Origin of the sequence: Streptococcus mitis, assembly GCF_002860865.1 — a bacterium.
Lineage (GTDB): Bacteria > Bacillota > Bacilli > Lactobacillales > Streptococcaceae > Streptococcus > Streptococcus mitis_AT.
Genome location: NZ_PKIE01000001.1, coordinates 380,968 through 398,658, shown reverse-complemented (window position 1 = coordinate 398,658; position 17,691 = coordinate 380,968). Strand labels below are relative to the sequence as shown.

Below are 17,691 nucleotides of genomic sequence, written 5' to 3'. Positions count from 1 at the left end.
TTTATTCTTTAATAATAATATAAACTCCAGCAATGACGACAAGTGACGTAATAATTGTCAGCATATCTAGCGGTGCACCCAAGAAAACAACTGCAAACAAGACAGTCCAAACTACATAACTCACGTTAAGACCTGTAGCCTTGGCTGGTTGCAAGCGATTGATAGCGATATAATAAGCCAAGTAGGAAATCAGATCAAAGGCTGCAAAGACAATCATGAGACCTAACAATTGTCCATTGGCCACTTCTGCAAATGACTGATGAGAGAAGAGCACAATCACAAGATAGGACAAGAATGAAGTTACTTGACGGATTAAGAGGGCTTCGATTTCACTCAATTCACTTTCCATGGCAAAAGAGCTAAGGACACTCTCACTCCCCCATGCAATAGCACAAACCAAAGCACAGAGAATCCCAATGTAGAAGGAATTGACCTGTTCAACCTTATAGGTCTGAGCAATTATCCCTCCAATAATCAAGACAATCCCAAACACAGTATTTTTTGAAATCTTGTGCTTTAAAAAGAAGAAAGCCAATAAAACTGAAACTGCAGGGTAGATAGCCGATACAGATGAAGCTAAGGAACTCCCGATATACTTAACCGCATAAAGATTGGCCTGCATACCGATAGGACCAGCTAGCAAGGCTCCAATGATCACACTAACATTGCGAATATTTAAGAAAATTGAGAGACAAACTTTTCCTTCTTTTATTAAAAGAAAAGCTAGTAGGATAAAGATACTCAAGAAATCGTGAGCAGCGGCCACCACAAAGGGCGACAAATCTGTAAAAATCGAAAAGATATAAGCACTAATCGTTAGACCTAACCCCCAGAAAATACCTGAGAGTAGACCAAAAGAAACTCCATTTTTATTTTTCATCTAAACCTCCATAATATGACAAACCTTTAACAGCTCTTTGGTAACGACTCACACCATAGTCACCAAAATCTGCACCTTGCTCTTCTTTGTAGACTGTCCATAGACTCCAAATAGCATCTTGTAAAATTTTATAAATGGCAATCTTTTCACGAGAGACAGGTGTTTGCTCACTCTCATAGTGAGATAAGAAGGCTTCTTCCTCTTGACGAGTGAATTCAGACTCTAAAAAGAGAGCAGCCAAATCCCACATTGGATCGTTCATTAATGAATATTCCCAGTCAATCAGATAAAGTCGTCCTTGTGGTGACTCGATAAAGTTTTCAGGCATCAAATCAATATGACAAGATTTTCTGTCAACACCTAAGTCAGCCAGTCTTTTCTCTAAGGAGAAGACTTCTTCTCTAACTGCTTCATAGTTGGCATAAGGGATTTTTTTCTCAATCAAAGATTCGTATTTTTAAATTTCTTCAAAAGGAGCAAATTCTCCTCTTAATTCCTTGCCAGAAGCATGAATGGTTTGTAAAATTGGAGCAATTTTATCAAATTTGGTCTTGATTGACGTTGAATCAAGCGTGATTGCAGATTCGATATACTCATTTACTTTGATACCAGCTTCAATATCAAAAAGATAATTTTTTACATCTAAGTCTAAATCCTTTAGTAGTTCAAGATTGTAATTTTCATCTTGACGATTGATCAGCTTTTCTGTCCCTTTACCAAAGAATTTAACAATGTATTGCTTATTTGTTGTTTTGGCCAAATAGTTTTGATTGGTCATTCCCCCAGTTGTTCAACACTGAGGACTTCCTCTTCTTGACTAAGTAGGGAAGAAATTTTTTCTTTAATGATTTTCTCCACAATTAACCTCCAGTTCTTATACTTCCCACTTAAACACGGTTTTAAAGGCTGTGTTTAAATCGGTTGCAAAGACACGGTGAATATCTTTAATTTCTCTTACAGGTTCTTCTAGATAAAGAATATTTTTGAGACGATTGGCAAATTTCTTGACTTCCATCATTTGGATTGCATTTTCAAAATCAATGCGACCAGAACGAGAGGAACCAACCAAGAGCAAGCCCTTTTCTAAGGCATCGCGTGTATTGAGATTGACTTTATACTCGCTAACACCCATCATGAGAATCGTTCCTTGAGGACGAATATAGCGAATCAAGTCATTAATGGCTGGTCCAGTACCATCACCACCACAACACTCAAAAGCATGGTCAAAGGCCAAATCTTCAGGAATATTATCAGTAATATAGCATTCTTTGGCAAAAGAGAAGAGTTCCAATTTCTCCCAATGACGACCAATAACTACAATCTCTGCTTCTGGCAAAGTATAGTTGATAATATTGGCAACCACAAAAGCTAAACTTCCATCTCCAATAACGGCGATTCGGTCACGCTTGCTATGAGCAAGGGTCAATAGACGATTCATAGCGTGCATGCCAACACTGACAAACTCTGTAATGGCTGCAACCGTATCTTCGATAGCATCATAAGCCACCACACGGTCTTTAGGGAGAGAAACAAACTCTCTCATAAAGCCATCAAATCCACTAGACAAGAAATGGGTCCCTGTCATGTAGTTCTCATAGAATTCTTCATCACTCTGCATAGGAGGCTGATTAGGAATCATAACAACTTTTTGCCCAACCTCATAGGTTCCCGTAGGGTCAGAAATAACGGTTCCACATGACTCGTGAATCATTGCCATTGGAAGTTTTTTATTCAAAACCTTGGGATCACGTTTCCCTTGGTAGTAACGCTGATCCGCATGACAGACCGCCATATAATTAGGACGGATAAGGATATGATTCTCTTGGTCAATAGCCTCTTCCTGATATTTGACATTGATAAACTTAGGCTTAGTTAGTTGATAAATTTGATTAATCATTTTACTAGTCTTTCTCAATCATACTTTTTGCAATCTTCAAATCTGTTACGGTTGTGATTTTAAGATTTGAATATTCACCCTTGGCCAAGGCCACATCTTTTCCTTTGATCACAAAGATTTTACATGCATCTGTCAAGATTTCTTTATCTTCAGCAGAAAGAGAGCCATAAAGGTCCATGAAGTCCTTGCAACGGAATGTTTGAGGTGTTTGTCCTTGATAAAGATGAGCACGATTTGGAATATCTGTAATGAATTGACCATTGGTACTTTCAACGATAGTATCAACCGCTTCTACCACTGTATCCACTGCGTCATGATTTTGAGCAAGTTTGATATTGTCCTGAATCATGCGAAGTGTAATAAATGGACGAACAGAATCGTGGGTAACAACGATATCCTCTGGAGTAAGCGGACGATAAGCATCAATGGCTTCAATGATTTTCTCAATACTTGTATTGCGGTCAGCACCACCTTTTGTAATGATGATACGTTCCTTATGAAGAGGAAGATATTTATCTACAAGATCTTCTGCATGAGAAACCCAGTCTCCATGAACCCCAACTACAATTTTTTCAATACTTGGTTCCAAAACAAATTTTTCAATTGTATGAATCAAAATAGGTCGATCACCTAGCTCTAAAAATTGTTTTGGCAAGTTACTGATTCCCATGCGTGTGCCAGTTCCACCAGCAAGAATTCCTGCATAAATCATCTGTTTTCTCCTTTGTCTTACTAAAAAAACTTATTCTCTCTATTATACCACAATCTAGTCCTATCATGAAAGAAATACCGACCCTCCCGTTCTAGAATAGAAGGTTTAAGGAGTTCTATTATTCAAAGAAACTAGTCCATTTCTAGTAATGACTAGGAATTCTGTAGTCATTACCAATAAATGGCTGTGAAATTTTAGAGTTCTTCAGAATAATATAGTTTCCTTAAAAAAAACTTAAAATAAAACTTTGAGATTTCAAAGTGATTGCTTGACTTACTGCCTTTCATTTCTTATTAGCTAGCTTTATGATAGAACGAAAAACGAGGTAAATTGAATGAAAAGTATAAAATTAAATGCTCTATCTTACATGGGAATTCGTGTCTTGAATATTATTTTTCCCATCCTAACTGGAACCTATGTAGCGCGTATCTTGGACCGAACTGACTATGGTTAATTCAACTCAGTCAACATTATTTTGTCATTTTTCTTGCCCTTTGCGACTTATGGGGTCTATAACTACGGTTTACGGGCCATCAGTAATGTCAAGGATAACAAAAAAGATCTGAATAGAACCTGAACTGCACCCCAAAAGTTAGACATAAAAATCTAACTTTTGAGGTGCTTTTATTATGAAATTAACTTATGATGATAAAGTTCAGATCTATGAACTTAGAAAACAAGGATATAGCTTAGAGAAGCTTTCAAATAAATTTGGGATAAACAATTCTAATATTAGGTACATGATTAAATTGATTGATCGTTATGGAATAGAGTTCGTCAAAAAAGGAAAGAATTGTTACTATTCTCCTGAACTAAAACAAGAGATTATTGATAAAGTTCTTCTTGAGGGGCATTCACAAATTAGGGCGTCTCTGGATTATGCTCTTCCAAGTAGTGGATTACATTCTAATTGGCTGGCACAATATAAGAAAAACGGATATACTATTGTTGAGGGAACAAGAGGGAGACCACCTAAAATGGGACGTAAGCCAAAGAAGAGATTTGAAGATATGACAGAATTAGAATGTCTTCAAGCAGAAAATGAATACTTGAGAGCGGAGAATGCCATTCTAAAAAAGTTGAGAGAACTCCGATTGAGGGACGAAAAGGAGCAAGAAGAAAAACGGAAATTGTTCAAGGACTGGTAACAGAGTTTTCTTTAGATATTCTTCTAAAGATTATTAAGCTTGCCCGTTCAACCTATTATTGCCACTTAAAACAGCTGGATCAAAGCGATAAAGATTATGATATTAAAGCTGAAATTCAGTCAATTTATACTGAGCATAAAGGAAATTACGGCTATCGTCGCATGACTCTAGAATTACGAAATCGTGGCTTTGTAGTGAACCATAAGAAGGCGCAGCGTCTGATGAAAGTACTTGGTTTAACGGCTCGAATTCGCCGTAAACGGAAGTATTCTTCATACCAAGGAGATGTTGGCAAGAAAGCAGATAATCTTATTCAACGTCAATTTGAAGCAACCAAACTAATGCAAAAATGCTACACAGATGTGACAAAATTTGCCATTCCAGCAAGTAGACTAAAGCTTTATTTATCACCAGTTTTAGATGGCTTTAACAGCGAAATTATCTCCTACAATCTTTCTACTTCGCCGAACTTAGTACAAATGAAAGCTATGCTAGAACAAGCCTTTACAGAGAACCATTACGAAAATACAATTCTCCATAGTGACCAAGGAGGGCAATACCAACACGATTTCTATCATCATTTTTTAAAGAATAAGGGAATCCAGCCATCTATGTCACGTAAGGGAAATAGCCCAGATAACGGTATGATGGAATCTTTCTTTGGCATTCTTAAGTCTGAAATGTTTTATGGTTATGAGAATACGTTTCAGTCACTTGAACACTTGGAACAAGCTATTGTAGACTATATTGATTACTACAATTGATTACTACAACAACAAACGAATTAAGGTAAAACTAAAAGGACTTAGCCCCGTACAATACAGAACTAAATCCTTTGCTTAAATAATTGTCTAACTTTTTGGGGTCAGTACAATATTATGCGTTTTTAATTTTTCTTCAATCTATTACAATAGATAGAGAACTCAATTTCTTATAGGTAAAGGAATTTGAAAATAGCTACTGCCGCAATTGCTGCTGCGATCGGTGCTACTACTGGTACCCAAGAATACCACCATTTTGAATCGTCTTTGTGCTCACCAAGAACTGATTTTGGAAGGAAAGCATGAAGGAGACGTGGTCCCAAGTCACGAGCAGGGTTCAAGGCAGGTCCTGTAGGTCCACCAAGTGATGTTACCAAGGCCATAACAAGGAATCCAAGTGCCAAGTGAGCTACTGAAAGTCCTGAAGCAGTATGTGGTGCTACTTGGGCTTTGATTGCTAAATCAGAAAAATCAACATTTTGACCTGCTTGACTAGCCATTTGTTTCATGTATTGAAGCACTTCAGAACCAAAGAAGTTTTTAGTCATTCCAAGGGCTGCAAAGAAAAGAACAAATGATCCAACAAACTCATTTACAAAACCATTAACAGTTGCTGCAAAATGTGATTCTTTTGTACCATTATCCAAACTTGAAATTGTTGAGAAAGTACCCAAAATGTTGTTTGGATTTTCAGTTTTCAAGTAGTATGGGCGGTGTGTTGCCACAACCAAGGCTTGACCAAAGATAGCACCCAAAACTTGTGCGATGATATAAGGCGCAACTTGAGCCCAAGGGAAAAGACCGCTGATTGCAAGTCCAAGAGTGAAGGCTGGGTTGATGTGGTTACCAGATACGTTACCAAACATCAAGGCTGGGATCATAACCCCCATACCATAACCAACAGCGATAACGATCCAGCCACTTTGGTGACCTTTCGTACCTTTAAGTTCAACGTTGGCAACTGCACCATTTCCAAGAATGATCAAAATAGCAGTTCCCAAAAATTCAGTGGCATATTTAATTGCCCATGTGAAATCCATTTGATAGATTCTCCTTAAAATTTTTTAGACAATCCTTATTCTATCAATTTTTACATCTTTTAGCAACTACTTTCCCGAAAGATTGTGACAGAAAACGGTTCCAAATCTTATAAACTAATCTTTTTTCCAAGATATTCCCAGTTCATTATGTTATCTGAGCTAATCTGATGCTTTTATGTCAATTCCTACTGATACATAGTATAGGGAATAAGAAGTATCTTTCCCCATTCACCAATAAGAGTTTTGCTATGAAAACAAAACTCTATCCTTCTAATGAAACAATCTTAACCTGATTTACATAAAAATTCTCGTCACATTGCCATAAAATCTCAGCCATATTTTGTAAGAAATGGATTTATCGTGATCAGCTCTAATTGTGAGATTATAGCCACTTTCATTCCTATCCATGTCAATATTTAGATTGTAAAATCCCTTCTGTTCAATGAGAATATTCAAGGTATCTATTGAAGGTTTATTGGTTACAAATCCAGTCATTCTGATATGATAATGAGTATCGCTTTTCAAAAATTTAGAGCTACTTTTCTGAACAGAGACAACAATTAAACTGCAAAATAAGCCTAGAAAAGCAAAACCTGCTCCAATCGCCATCCCAATACCTGCAGTTACCCAAATACCAACTGCTGTGGTGATACCACTGATTTTTTTATCCCTCATGAAAATAATACCACTGACAATTTGGGCCGCAACCCTAGAAGTATCATAATTAGGCGTATCCAAGAAAGCTTCTTTTGATAAAATCATCATTAAAGTTGCAGTTAAGGCAACTAAGATATGAGTCTTTCTCCCAGCCTGCTTGTGCTTAGACTTTCTTTCATAGCCAATGATAAAATCAGAAAAACAAGACAATAAAATGAGAATAATATATCGGACTTCAATCGGTAGAGCTATCGTATCAAGCATTATTTCCCTCCTCTATTACTCATAATTTTATATTATAATCCTAGTTGAAACTTTTTTCAAGAGAATATATTAGTTGAAAATTGTTCTTTTTAAAACAGAAAACCGCAGTTACCCTCTAGTAATAACTTGCAGTTTTCTGTAATGTATAGATTTTTACAATGTCTCAAACAATTCTTGCATTTGAACATCATCTGGAACTAGTTTTAAGTAAGTTTGTGCATTAACTTTTGCTTCCTCAAAGTAGCCCAATTCACGCAAGAGATAGATATAGTGTTCCAGAAACTCTGGATTGTCCTTTAAATCTCCTGCCAACTCTTGATAAAGCTCATAGGCAGTATCCAAATCGTCCATTTCTTGATAGGAACGAGCAATCATCCACTTGGTCAAGAGATTTTCTGGCTCCTCACTTTGCAAGTCTAGAATGTCTTCATAACGTTCCTGCTCCAGATAAATAGTTGCTAGACGGAGTAAGATTTCTTCCGTATCCTCAGCATCTTCTTTAGCAGTAAGGAGGTAGTTCTCTGCTCCACTAGCATCATGCAATTCATAGGAAAATTGTGAAGCTACTAACAAGAGTCTTGTTTCAAAGGGATTTTTCTCTAAGCCTTGCTTAGCGATACGCAGGGCTTCTTGAACTTGATGTTCCTTATGTAAGGCCTGACTGTAACCATACTCATAGCCTTCAAAATCAGGTGAAATGGTATCAAGTTGCTTAAAGTATAGAACAGCTTTTTGATATTCTTCTTGATCAAAGTAAAGACTGGCCAACTCAAAAGCTGTTAGGTCATCGTATTCTAACTCCAGGGCTTTTTCTAAAAACTCTGTAGCCGTTTCAAATTTCCCCAACTGTGCATAGGCAAAGCCAATCCGTTGATAGGTAGAAATGCCTGTTTGCTCATAAATAGTACGATTATCTAACTGGGCATAGCCTTGAATGGCCTCTTGGTAATTTTCCAACTCACTATCTAATTCTGCCAAGCCCAATATCAAGAGAGGATCCTCTGAGTAAGTCAATGCTTCTAACAATTTCTCACGTGCCACATCTGTCAAACCTTCCATCTGGTAAAGGTCCGCTTTAAGTGCCAAAGCCGACACATACCAGTCACTGTCAGCTTGGATTTCCTCTAGATAGGCAAAGGCTTCTTCGATTTGACCATCTTCGCTAGCAATAGCTGCTAGATTAAGATTAACCTCTGGGAAATCCTCTACGATTTTCAGGTAAATTTCCTTGGCCTGAGGATAGAAACCAATTCCTTCTAGATAAGTCGCTAATTCATAAAGAAGCTCACTTGGATCATTTTCTAAAGCTTTGACGAAATAATGTTCTGCCTTAACTAAATCTTGTTCTTCCAAAGCCTGTAACATCTGTTGACTATTGTTCACTCTTGACTTCCTCCCCTTCTAGTTCATATAGGCCACTGACTACCTTATACCATTCAAAAATGGCTGAAATGACAACTTTAGCAGAGGCATAAACTGGAATACCGAGCAAGACTCCCCAGATACCAAACATGGATCCTGAAGTTAACAAAACAAAGAGAATATTAATGGGATGGATGTTTAATTGACTTCCCAAAATCAATGGAGAGACAAAACGGCCTTCAATAGTTTGTTCTACAATAAAGACAATCACTACTTTTAAAAGCATGACTGGCCCAGCAATCAAGCCCAATACTAGGGCAGGAAGCATGGCTAAGAAGCTACCCAAATAAGGAACCAGATTTAAAATACCAGCAGTAACACCCAACGTAACTGCATAGCGTAGACCAATGATCTTGAAGAAAATCATAAACATTACCGCAACAATAATAGCTACTGTTACTTGCCCTCGAACATAGTTGGACAACTGTTGATTCACATCTGATAAAACTTGTCCAACAGGTTCTTTCAATTTCGTTGGCATGAATTGGGTCAAATAGTGACGTAGTCCTTTTCCATCACGTAAGAGATAAAAGAGCATGAAAGGAACGATAATCAAGGCAACAATCACTTGAGAAGCCCCGCTAATAAAGGCGCTCACCCAGTTGACTGCCTGAGAAGAAACTTTACTTGCCCAAACTGTAGCCTGACTTGAAAAGTTTGTCAAAACTTGTTCTAACTGAGGTCTGAAATCATCTGGTAAACGCTTGGTTACCAAATCGTCAATAACCCTGTCAGCATCTTCAAGGTAGACTGGAACATTCCTTGCAAATGATAAAACTTGACGTTGCAGATTTGGAATAGCTACTGCCAAGCCCCAAATGATAAAGAGAGCGATAATCACAAAGACAATACTGATGGCTATGACCCGATTAATCCTATGCTTCTCTATCCAATCAACAATAGGATTCAACAAATAATATAGCAGGCCAGATAGAATGACTGGTAACATCACAACTGCCAAAAAGTCTAAAACAGGTGAAAATAGAAAACTAATCTTACTTAAAATAAAAAGATTCAGTCCCAATAATAAGGTTACCAAAAATACCGTAATTGCCTTGTTGTCCAAAAACCACTTGAAAAACCAAGATAGGCTAAAATGTTTCTCTTTTTGTTCCATAAATAATTCCTTTCTGTCATTCTTTCATTATACCATTTTTAGATCAAAATAACTCTTTTTTAAAGTGCTTACATGGAGACAACGACATAAAAAATCCCCTCAAAAGAGGAGATTTGATTAGTCTTGAATATGACGGTCTAAGTTCTTCTGATAATCAGCATTGGATTTGGCTTTTTCATCAGCAAATTTCTTGCGGAACTCATCCATTTCTTTAGTAGTGACTATCTTATCTTGAATTTTCAGATATTTGTAGCTATTTTCACTGGTCTTATCACCTACCCAGCCACCTGCACCACTGCCAGGAACATTTTTCGTCACTAGCATTTGAGCACCATCAGAGTATACTGGAATAACAAGTGAACTATCTGACAACCAAGCTTGAGCCTTAGCATATTTAGAATAACGTTTTTGAAGGTCCGTTTTCTCACTGTTTGCATCATCAATCAATTCTTTGTATTTATCCAATCCAACTGTTTTAATGACTGGATTGTCTGTTCCTGGTGCTACACCAAGAGCACTTAGGAGACTTGGACCTGAAGTTGGATCAAATACATCTAGATAAGTCGATGGATCAGCAAAGTCTGGACTCCAACCACTGACTGCATTAATATCCCAATCGGTATTGGCATTGGAAGTAGCTAGAACAGTCATACTGCCCAATTCGTCATCAGAAACTTGTTGAATATCAACAACTACATTGTCAGAGCCTAATGCTTCCTCAATGGATTGTTTATAAGACTGAACCTGACGAATAAAATCTGGATTTGATGAAGAAATTGGCAAATCTAAATGAATTGGGAACTGTACTCCATCAGCTTGAAGGGTTTTCTTAGCAGCTTCAAACTTAGCCTTAGCCTTGTCTACATTATGAAGTGAATCTTGGGCATCATCAAAACTGACATCTTTCCAGACATTATCCAATTTATCCAATTCTGTCTTAGTAACTTGACCAAATGTTTGATCTCCTACTTGAACAAATGTTGGAGGAGTGAAACTTGTCCGTAACTTACGAGGTCCTACTTCATCACCAAATACTTGAGAGATCCCTGCTTTACGATCTACCGCAAAAGCCAAGGCTTGACGGAAATCTTTGTTTAACAAGGCTTTCTTAGTAGAAGTTTTTTCTGTATCACTTGTTTTAGCAGTGTGATTGTAATTTACACGGTCGATATTGGTTGAGATATAAAAAACTCCTCCACGCTGTTGACCATACACAATATTATCCTTGTATTTTTCTTTTAGACGTTCATAGTTGGCAGAGTTTTTAAAGAGTGGTGCAGCTGGATAGTGTCCCTCATCAAAACCGCGTCCTAGAGAGTCTGCATCTTGACCATCAAAGAAGGATAACTTGATATCATCAATAAAGACATTTTGTTTATCCCAGTAGTTTTGATTTTTGGTCATTTCGATAGAAGACTTAGATGTAAGACCTTTGAGGAGATAAGGCCCATTGTATAGAATGCTCGTTACATCCGTTGGTTTACCAAAGTCATCTCCTTTAGAAGCTAAAAAGTCTTCATTAACTGGTGCAAGGACTCCCATTGTTGTTTTTGAATTCCAGAAAGATTCTGGATGATTCAAAGTATAGACTACAGTATAATCGTCAGTTGCTTTTACCCCAACACTAGAAAAATCTGTTGTTTTCCCATTTACATAGTCATCCAATCCTTTGATAGAATCCTGTACGAGATAAAGAGCCTGTGATTTCTTATCTGCTGCGTGTTTCAGACCAGTCACAAAGTCTTGAGCCTTGACATCACCATACTCTTCCCCCTCATTGGTATACCATTTGATACCCTGACGGATTTTATAGGTATAGGTCAAACCATCTTTGGAAACAGTCCAATCTTCTGCAACTGATGGAACAAGATTCCCATATTGGTCATTTTCAAGCAAACCGTCAATAACGTTACCTGTGACCTGTTTAGTGCTGACATTTCCAGAAACTGTATAATCCAGAGTCGAAGGATCTGATGAAAATACATAGGCATAAGTAACTGGTTTATTTGCTTCTTTATTAGCATTACCAGATGAACACGCTGCTAGGACAGCAGTAGACAAAACTGCAATTCCAGTCGCTAAAAAAACTCGTTTTTTCATAGTCAAACTCCTTTGATAATTTGATAGATTTATTATAGCACTTTTAAGAAGAAAAGTAAGGAAAACAATCTCAATATTATTATATTTTTTAAAAAACCAATCAATTATTTTTTTAAAGTGCTTACATCTAATTGGATGTCTTTAATTGGCTTGTTTTTGTGATATAATAGTCTTATCTTTATATAGAGGTAAAGTTATGAAAGAAACTGTTTATTTTGGAACTTATACACGTCGGACTTCTCAAGGGATTTACAAGGCAGACTTTGATACAGAAACTGGTCAGCTTTCAAATCTAGAACTTTTTGCTCCTGAGCCAAGCCCAACCTACCTTGCCTTTGACCAGCACCAACATTTATACACTGTTGGTAGTCAAGACGATAAGGGAGGAATTGCAGCCTATCAAATTGACGGGATTTTATTAAATCATGTCGTTGAAGAAGGAGCTCCCCACTGTTATGTTGCCGTTGATGAAAAGCGTGATTTGGTCTATGCAGCCAACTACCATAAAGGACAGGTTCTTGTTTATAAACGTCAGGAAGATGGTAGTCTTCTACTTAGTGATGTGGATCAACACAGTGGCAAAGGTCCACATGAAAATCAAGCTTCTCCACATGTTCACTATACAGATTTAACACCTGACCACTATCTAGTGACCTGCGACTTGGGTACTGACCAAGTCATCACTTATGACCTTGATCAAGAAGGGAAATTATCTAAGCTCTATACCTACAATAGTATTCCTGGAGCTGGTTCTCGTCATATCGTTTTCCATAACCACTATAAAATCGCTTATCTCATTTGTGAACTCAATAGCACTATTGAAGTTCTAATCTACGATGGTGTTGGCGAATTTGAACGCATGCAAGTTGTTTCAACTCTACCAGACGGTTATAAAGGCTTTAATGGAACTGCTGCTATTCGTCTCTCTAAAGACGGTAAATACCTCTACGCTTCTAACCGTGGTCATGATTCTATCGCAGTATATACAATCCTAGCGGACGGTAGCTTAGAGTTGTTAGAAATCGTTCCAACACATGGTCAGACTCCACGTGATTTTGATTTGACACCAGATCAAGAATTCCTTATTGCTGTCCATCAAGACTCTGATAATGCAACCGTCTTTAAACGCAATCCTGAAACTGGTCGTCTAGCAGAACTTTCCAACGACTTCCATGTTCCAGAAGCGGTCTGCATCAGTTTTGCCCCTTAAGAATACATAAAAAATGAACTTGATAATTCAAGTTCATTTTTTTTATAGTCTTTTTCCGACATTAATACGGTTAATGGCACGTTGCAGTGCAATCTTCGCACGACGTTCTTGATCAATCAAGTTTTTGTCTTGTGCTTCTTCAATTTCTTGCTCTGCACGAAGCTTGGCACGTTCTGCACGACTGATATCGATATCACGAGCACGTTCTGCAGAATCCGCAACGATTGTGATGGTATTATTGGCAATTTCAATAACGCCTCCGTTTACTGCAATCCAGTTCACGTGATCTTCATCATCAATACGTTTTACCTTTACTTCATCAACTGCTAAAACCGCAATCATATTTTCATGTCGTGGCAAGATCCCCATCTCACCATCCAGAGTTCGAACCGATACATAGCTGGCATGGTGATCATAGACGAGACCATCTGGTGTCACGATCTGGACAGTTAACTGAGCCATAGATCACCTCTTAAAATCCCATTTTTTCAGCTTTGGCAATCACATCTTCGATAGAACCTACACCACGGAAGGCATCTTCTGGCAAGTGGTCATGTTTACCATCAAGGATTTCCTTAAAGCCACGAACAGTTTCAGCAACTGGAACATAAGATCCTGGTTGACCAGTAAATTGTTCTGCAACGTTGAAGTTTTGTGACAAGAAGAACTGGATACGACGGGCACGTGCAACCAAGGTTTTTTCTTCATCAGAAAGCTCATCCATACCAAGAATAGCAATGATATCTTGCAATTCATGGTAACGTTGAAGGACACGTTTTACTTCTGCAGCAACTGCATAGTGCTCTTCTCCAACGATTTCAGGTGCCAAGGCACGTGAGCTTGAAGCAAGTGGGTCAACGGCTGGATAAATACCCAATTGTACCAACTTACGTTCCAAGTTTGTAGTAGAATCCAAGTGAGCGAAGGCTGTTGCTGGCGCTGGGTCAGTATAGTCATCCGCTGGCACATAGATAGCCTGGATAGAGGTTACAGAACCCTTCTTGGTTGATGTAATACGTTCTTGCAATTGACCCATTTCCGTAGCAAGGGTTGGTTGATAACCAACGGCTGATGGCATACGACCCAAAAGGGCAGATACTTCTGAACCAGCCTGAGTGAAACGGAAGATATTATCGATAAAGAGAAGCACGTCTTGGCCTTCTACATCACGGAAGTATTCAGCGATTGTCAAACCAGTAAGGGCAACACGCATACGTGCTCCTGGTGGCTCATTCATCTGACCAAATACCATGGCTGTTTTCTCGATAACACCTGATTCTTTCATTTCCCAGTAAAGGTCGTTCCCCTCACGAGTACGTTCCCCAACACCAGTAAATACTGAAATACCACCGTGTTCTTGGGCAATGTTGTGAATCAATTCTTGAATCAAGACAGTTTTACCAACTCCGGCACCACCGAAAAGTCCAACTTTACCACCTTTAAGGTAAGGGGCAAGAAGGTCGATAACCTTAATCCCTGTTTCAAGGATTTCAGAAGAGGTAGACAACTCATCAAAAGTTGGAGCTTTTTTATGAATTGGCTGACGCTCTGCGTCTTCTGTAAAAGGAGCTTCCAAGTCAATGGTATCTCCCAAAACGTTGAAGACACGTCCCAAAGTTTCTTTACCTACTGGTACAGAGATTGGACGACCTGTGTCCAATACTTCCATTCCACGAGTCAACCCATCTGTTGATTCCATGGCGATAGTACGGACCATACCATCTCCCAACTCCAAGGCTACTTCAAGGACGATTTTTGTTTTTCTTTCGTCATTTTTGTAGACGACAAGTGCATTGTTAATCTCAGGAAGTTTTTCCCCTGCTGCAAACAAGACGTCTACAACGGGACCGATAACCTGAGCAATTTTACCTGAACTCATCTCCTTCTCCTATTCTATATAAGATACTGTCGGTTCCTAGCTCAACTAGGTCCTAATACTCTTCGAAAATCTCTTCAAACCACGTCAGCTTTATCTGCAACCTCAAAACAGTGTTTTGAGCAGCCTGCGGCTAGCTTCCTAGTTTGCTCTTTGATTTTCATTGAGTATAAGTTCATTTTCATACGAGCTGGACTAGAGCCTATTCTAAGGCACTAGCTCCTGCTACGATTTCTGTAATTTCTTGTGTAATCGCCGCCTGTCTGGCACGGTTATACTGAATTGTCAAATCATTGATGACTTTCTTAGCATTATCAGTCGCTGTTTGCATGGCTGTCATACCGGCAGCATTTTCAGCTGTCTTAGCATCGATAATAGCCCCGTAAATCATACTTTCTGCAAACTGAGGCAACAACTGCTCCAAAATTTCTTCTCGGCCTGTCTCCAATTCAAAAGTCAAGCTGTAGTCTTCATCCGCTTCATTTGGATCCAAGTCAACAATCGGAAGCATTTGCTCCACACGCATTTGACTGGTTAGCGTATTGACATGGTGGTTGTAGCAGACATAGAGCTCATCAAAGAGTTCATTTTGGTACATTTCAACAGTTTTTGAAATAATCTTACGAACTTCATCAAAGCTAGGTTGGTCTGCCAAGCCACGTAATTCATAAAGTGGTTGAATACCACGAGCCTTAAAGAAATCAGCTCCCATTCCACCGATACAGATCATTTCAAAACCTTGACCATCTGGATGGTATTCTTCCTTCAACTCCATAACGGCTTTCAGAATAGAAGAATTATACCCTCCAACCAAACCACGGTCTGAAGTAATGACGATATAGCCTGTCTTCTTCACGGGACGGCTAATCAACATAGGATTGGTTGAACCACCAGCTCCATTACCATGAAGGATATCTGTCAAAAGTTTACGCACTTTCTGAGCATAAACTTGGAAGTTACGAGCAGCTTCTTCAGAACGACCTAGCTTAGCAGCTGATACCATCTGCATGGCATTAGTGATTTGACTCGTATTTTTTGTTGAGGCGATTTTTGTTTTAATATCATTTAGAGATACTGCCATCTGACACCTCTATTCTTACTGGAAGCTGGTTTGATTGAGAAACTCTGTAATCGCAGCATCCAAGACTGCTTCTTCTGGCAAGTCTTTTGTATCACGAATGGTTTCCAAAATCTCTGGATGTTGAGCATCAAAGAAGGCATGGAACTCTTCCTCGAAACGAACAATATCATCTACTGGAACAGTATCCAAGAAACCATGTGTCAAAGCATAGAGAATGGTTACTTGTTTCTCAACAGGTAATGGTTTGTGAACAGGTTGTTTCAAGACTTCAACTGTACGACGTCCACGGTTCAACTTAGCCTGCGTTGCCGCATCCAAGTCAGAACCAAACTTAGTGAAGGCTTCCAACTCACGGTATGAAGCAAGGTCGATACGAAGTGTACCAGCAACCTTTTTCATGGCTTTAATTTGTGCAGAACCACCTACACGAGATACAGATGAACCCGCGTCAATGGCTGGACGAATACCCGCATTGAAGAGACCATCACCAAGGAAGATTTGTCCATCAGTGATTGAAATCACGTTGGTTGCGATATAGGCAGAGATATCTCCTGCTTGTGTCTCGATAAACGGTAGGGCTGTAATAGATCCACCACCAAGTTCATCAGAAACTTTAGCTGAGCGCTCAAGCAAACGGCTGTGAAGGTAGAAAACATCCCCTGGGAAAGCTTCACGACCTGGAGGACGACGAAGCAAGAGAGAGAGTTCACGATAAGCTACCGCTTGTTTTGATAAATCATCATAAACGATCAAAACATGTTTCCCTTGGTACATAAATTCTTCCGCCATGGCAACCCCAGCATAAGGAGCTAGGAAAAGCAATGGAGATGGTTGTGAAGCAGAGGCAGTCACAACGATTGTGTAGTCCAAGGCACCGTACTGACGTAGTGTTTCTACTTGCGTACGAACTGTTGATTCTTTTTGTCCAATCGCAACATAGATACAGATCATATCTTGACCTTTTTGGTTCAAGATTGTATCAATTGCAATGGTTGTTTTCCCTGTCTGACGGTCACCGATAATCAACTCACGTTGACCACGACCAATCGGTACAAGGGCGTCGATAGCTTTCAAACCAGTTTGCAATGGTTCTGATACAGACTTACGTTGCATAACACCAGGAGCTGGCGCTTCTACTGGACGAGTTTTATCAGTGTGGATTTCTCCAAGACCATCAACTGGACGACCAAGCGGATCCACAACACGTCCAATCAGACTTTCACCTACTGGGACTTCCATGATTTTCCCTGTACGGCGGATTGTATCGCCTTCACGGATATCTGTAAAGTCACCTAGGATGATAATACCAACATCTGTTGACTCCAAGTTTTGAGCCATACCATAAGAGCCGTTTTCAAAAATCAACAACTCTCCACTCATGGCATTTTCAAGGCCATGAGCACGCGCGATACCGTCCCCGATATAGGTTACAACACCTGTTTCAGTCACATCAAAATTGGGTTTGAAATTTTCAATTTGTTGCTTAATTAAAGCGCTGATTTCTTGTGCGTTAATTGCCAAAAGAA

Annotated in this window: 13 protein-coding genes and 3 pseudogenes; 3 read left to right on the top strand and 13 right to left on the bottom strand. The window is 39.0% G+C overall.

Translation table 11 applies throughout. The annotated features are described in order from the left end of the window. Position 1: 1 nt before the first annotated feature. The 4 genes and pseudogenes from CYK18_RS02035 to CYK18_RS02020 all read right to left on the bottom strand — a co-directional run bounded on the left by CYK18_RS02035 (position 2) and on the right by CYK18_RS02020 (position 3,489). Positions 2-880, bottom strand: a complete 879-nt coding sequence (locus CYK18_RS02035) for a DMT family transporter (RefSeq protein ID WP_101784758.1) — start codon at positions 878-880, stop codon at positions 2-4. Further along, a pseudogene (locus CYK18_RS02030) lies at positions 870-1,738 on the bottom strand (phosphotransferase). The gene CYK18_RS02035 and the pseudogene CYK18_RS02030 overlap by 11 nt, the downstream one beginning before the upstream one ends. Before the next feature lie 16 nt (positions 1,739-1,754). Further along, positions 1,755-2,777: a ribitol-5-phosphate dehydrogenase gene (locus tag CYK18_RS02025; RefSeq protein ID WP_000609896.1), complete on the bottom strand. Its 1,023-nt coding sequence runs from the start codon at positions 2,775-2,777 to the stop codon at positions 1,755-1,757. Between the two features lie 4 nt (positions 2,778-2,781). Further along, positions 2,782-3,489 (bottom strand): IspD/TarI family cytidylyltransferase, encoded by a 708-nt coding sequence (locus tag CYK18_RS02020; RefSeq protein WP_101784756.1) that lies wholly within the window; start codon positions 3,487-3,489, stop codon positions 2,782-2,784. 334 nt (positions 3,490-3,823) lie between these two features. Between CYK18_RS02020 and CYK18_RS02015 the strand changes: the two are divergent. Together CYK18_RS02015 and CYK18_RS02010 are read left to right on the top strand one after the other, a co-directional pair. Then, positions 3,824-4,063, top strand: a pseudogene (locus CYK18_RS02015) (lipopolysaccharide biosynthesis protein); the annotation flags it as partial. Between the two features lie 55 nt (positions 4,064-4,118). After that, positions 4,119-5,480 (top strand): annotated as a pseudogene (locus tag CYK18_RS02010) (IS3 family transposase). A gap of 88 nt (positions 5,481-5,568) precedes the next feature. Here the strand turns inward: CYK18_RS02010 and gla are convergent. From gla to CYK18_RS01985, 5 genes are all read right to left on the bottom strand, one after another. Then, complete coding sequence (gene gla, locus CYK18_RS02005) at positions 5,569-6,438, bottom strand: aquaglyceroporin Gla (protein WP_000348100.1); 870 nt, start codon at positions 6,436-6,438, stop codon at positions 5,569-5,571. A gap of 294 nt (positions 6,439-6,732) precedes the next feature. Beyond that, a complete protein-coding gene (locus CYK18_RS02000) occupies positions 6,733-7,359 on the bottom strand; it encodes an MgtC/SapB family protein (protein ID WP_101784754.1) in 627 nt (208 codons plus the stop codon). A gap of 153 nt (positions 7,360-7,512) precedes the next feature. After that, positions 7,513-8,742, bottom strand: coding sequence for a tetratricopeptide repeat protein (locus CYK18_RS01995; protein ID WP_180947996.1), 1,230 nt, complete (start codon positions 8,740-8,742; stop codon positions 7,513-7,515). Next, positions 8,732-9,898 (bottom strand): AI-2E family transporter, encoded by a 1,167-nt coding sequence (locus CYK18_RS01990; RefSeq protein WP_101784752.1) that lies wholly within the window; start codon positions 9,896-9,898, stop codon positions 8,732-8,734. Before CYK18_RS01990 ends, CYK18_RS01995 begins: the two co-directional genes overlap by 11 nt. A gap of 117 nt (positions 9,899-10,015) precedes the next feature. Continuing rightward, the gene (locus CYK18_RS01985; protein ID WP_101784750.1) at positions 10,016-11,998 is read right to left on the bottom strand and encodes a peptide ABC transporter substrate-binding protein; all 1,983 of its coding nucleotides are present in this window, start codon (positions 11,996-11,998) and stop codon (positions 10,016-10,018) included. Between the two features lie 196 nt (positions 11,999-12,194). Between CYK18_RS01985 and CYK18_RS01980 the strand changes: the two genes are divergently transcribed. Continuing rightward, positions 12,195-13,208 carry a lactonase family protein gene (locus tag CYK18_RS01980; protein WP_101784748.1) on the top strand — a complete coding sequence of 338 codons (1,014 nt, stop codon included), beginning with the start codon at positions 12,195-12,197 and terminating at the stop codon, positions 13,206-13,208. Positions 13,209-13,250: 42 nt separating this feature from the next. On the opposite strand, the gene CYK18_RS01975 is transcribed toward CYK18_RS01980, so the two are convergent. From CYK18_RS01975 to atpA, 4 genes are all read right to left on the bottom strand, one after another. Beyond that, positions 13,251-13,670, bottom strand: a complete 420-nt coding sequence (locus tag CYK18_RS01975) for a F0F1 ATP synthase subunit epsilon (RefSeq protein WP_101784746.1) — start codon at positions 13,668-13,670, stop codon at positions 13,251-13,253. 10 nt (positions 13,671-13,680) lie between these two features. After that, on the bottom strand, positions 13,681-15,087 hold the full coding sequence (atpD, locus tag CYK18_RS01970) for a F0F1 ATP synthase subunit beta (RefSeq protein ID WP_000094357.1): 1,407 nt from the start codon (positions 15,085-15,087) through the stop codon (positions 13,681-13,683). Between the two features lie 199 nt (positions 15,088-15,286). Further along, positions 15,287-16,165 carry a F0F1 ATP synthase subunit gamma gene (locus CYK18_RS01960; RefSeq protein ID WP_023942961.1) on the bottom strand — a complete coding sequence of 293 codons (879 nt, stop codon included), beginning with the start codon at positions 16,163-16,165 and terminating at the stop codon, positions 15,287-15,289. 15 nt (positions 16,166-16,180) lie between these two features. After that, positions 16,181-17,686, bottom strand: coding sequence for a F0F1 ATP synthase subunit alpha (atpA, locus tag CYK18_RS01955; protein WP_000996629.1), 1,506 nt, complete (start codon positions 17,684-17,686; stop codon positions 16,181-16,183). Positions 17,687-17,691: the final 5 nt, after the last annotated feature.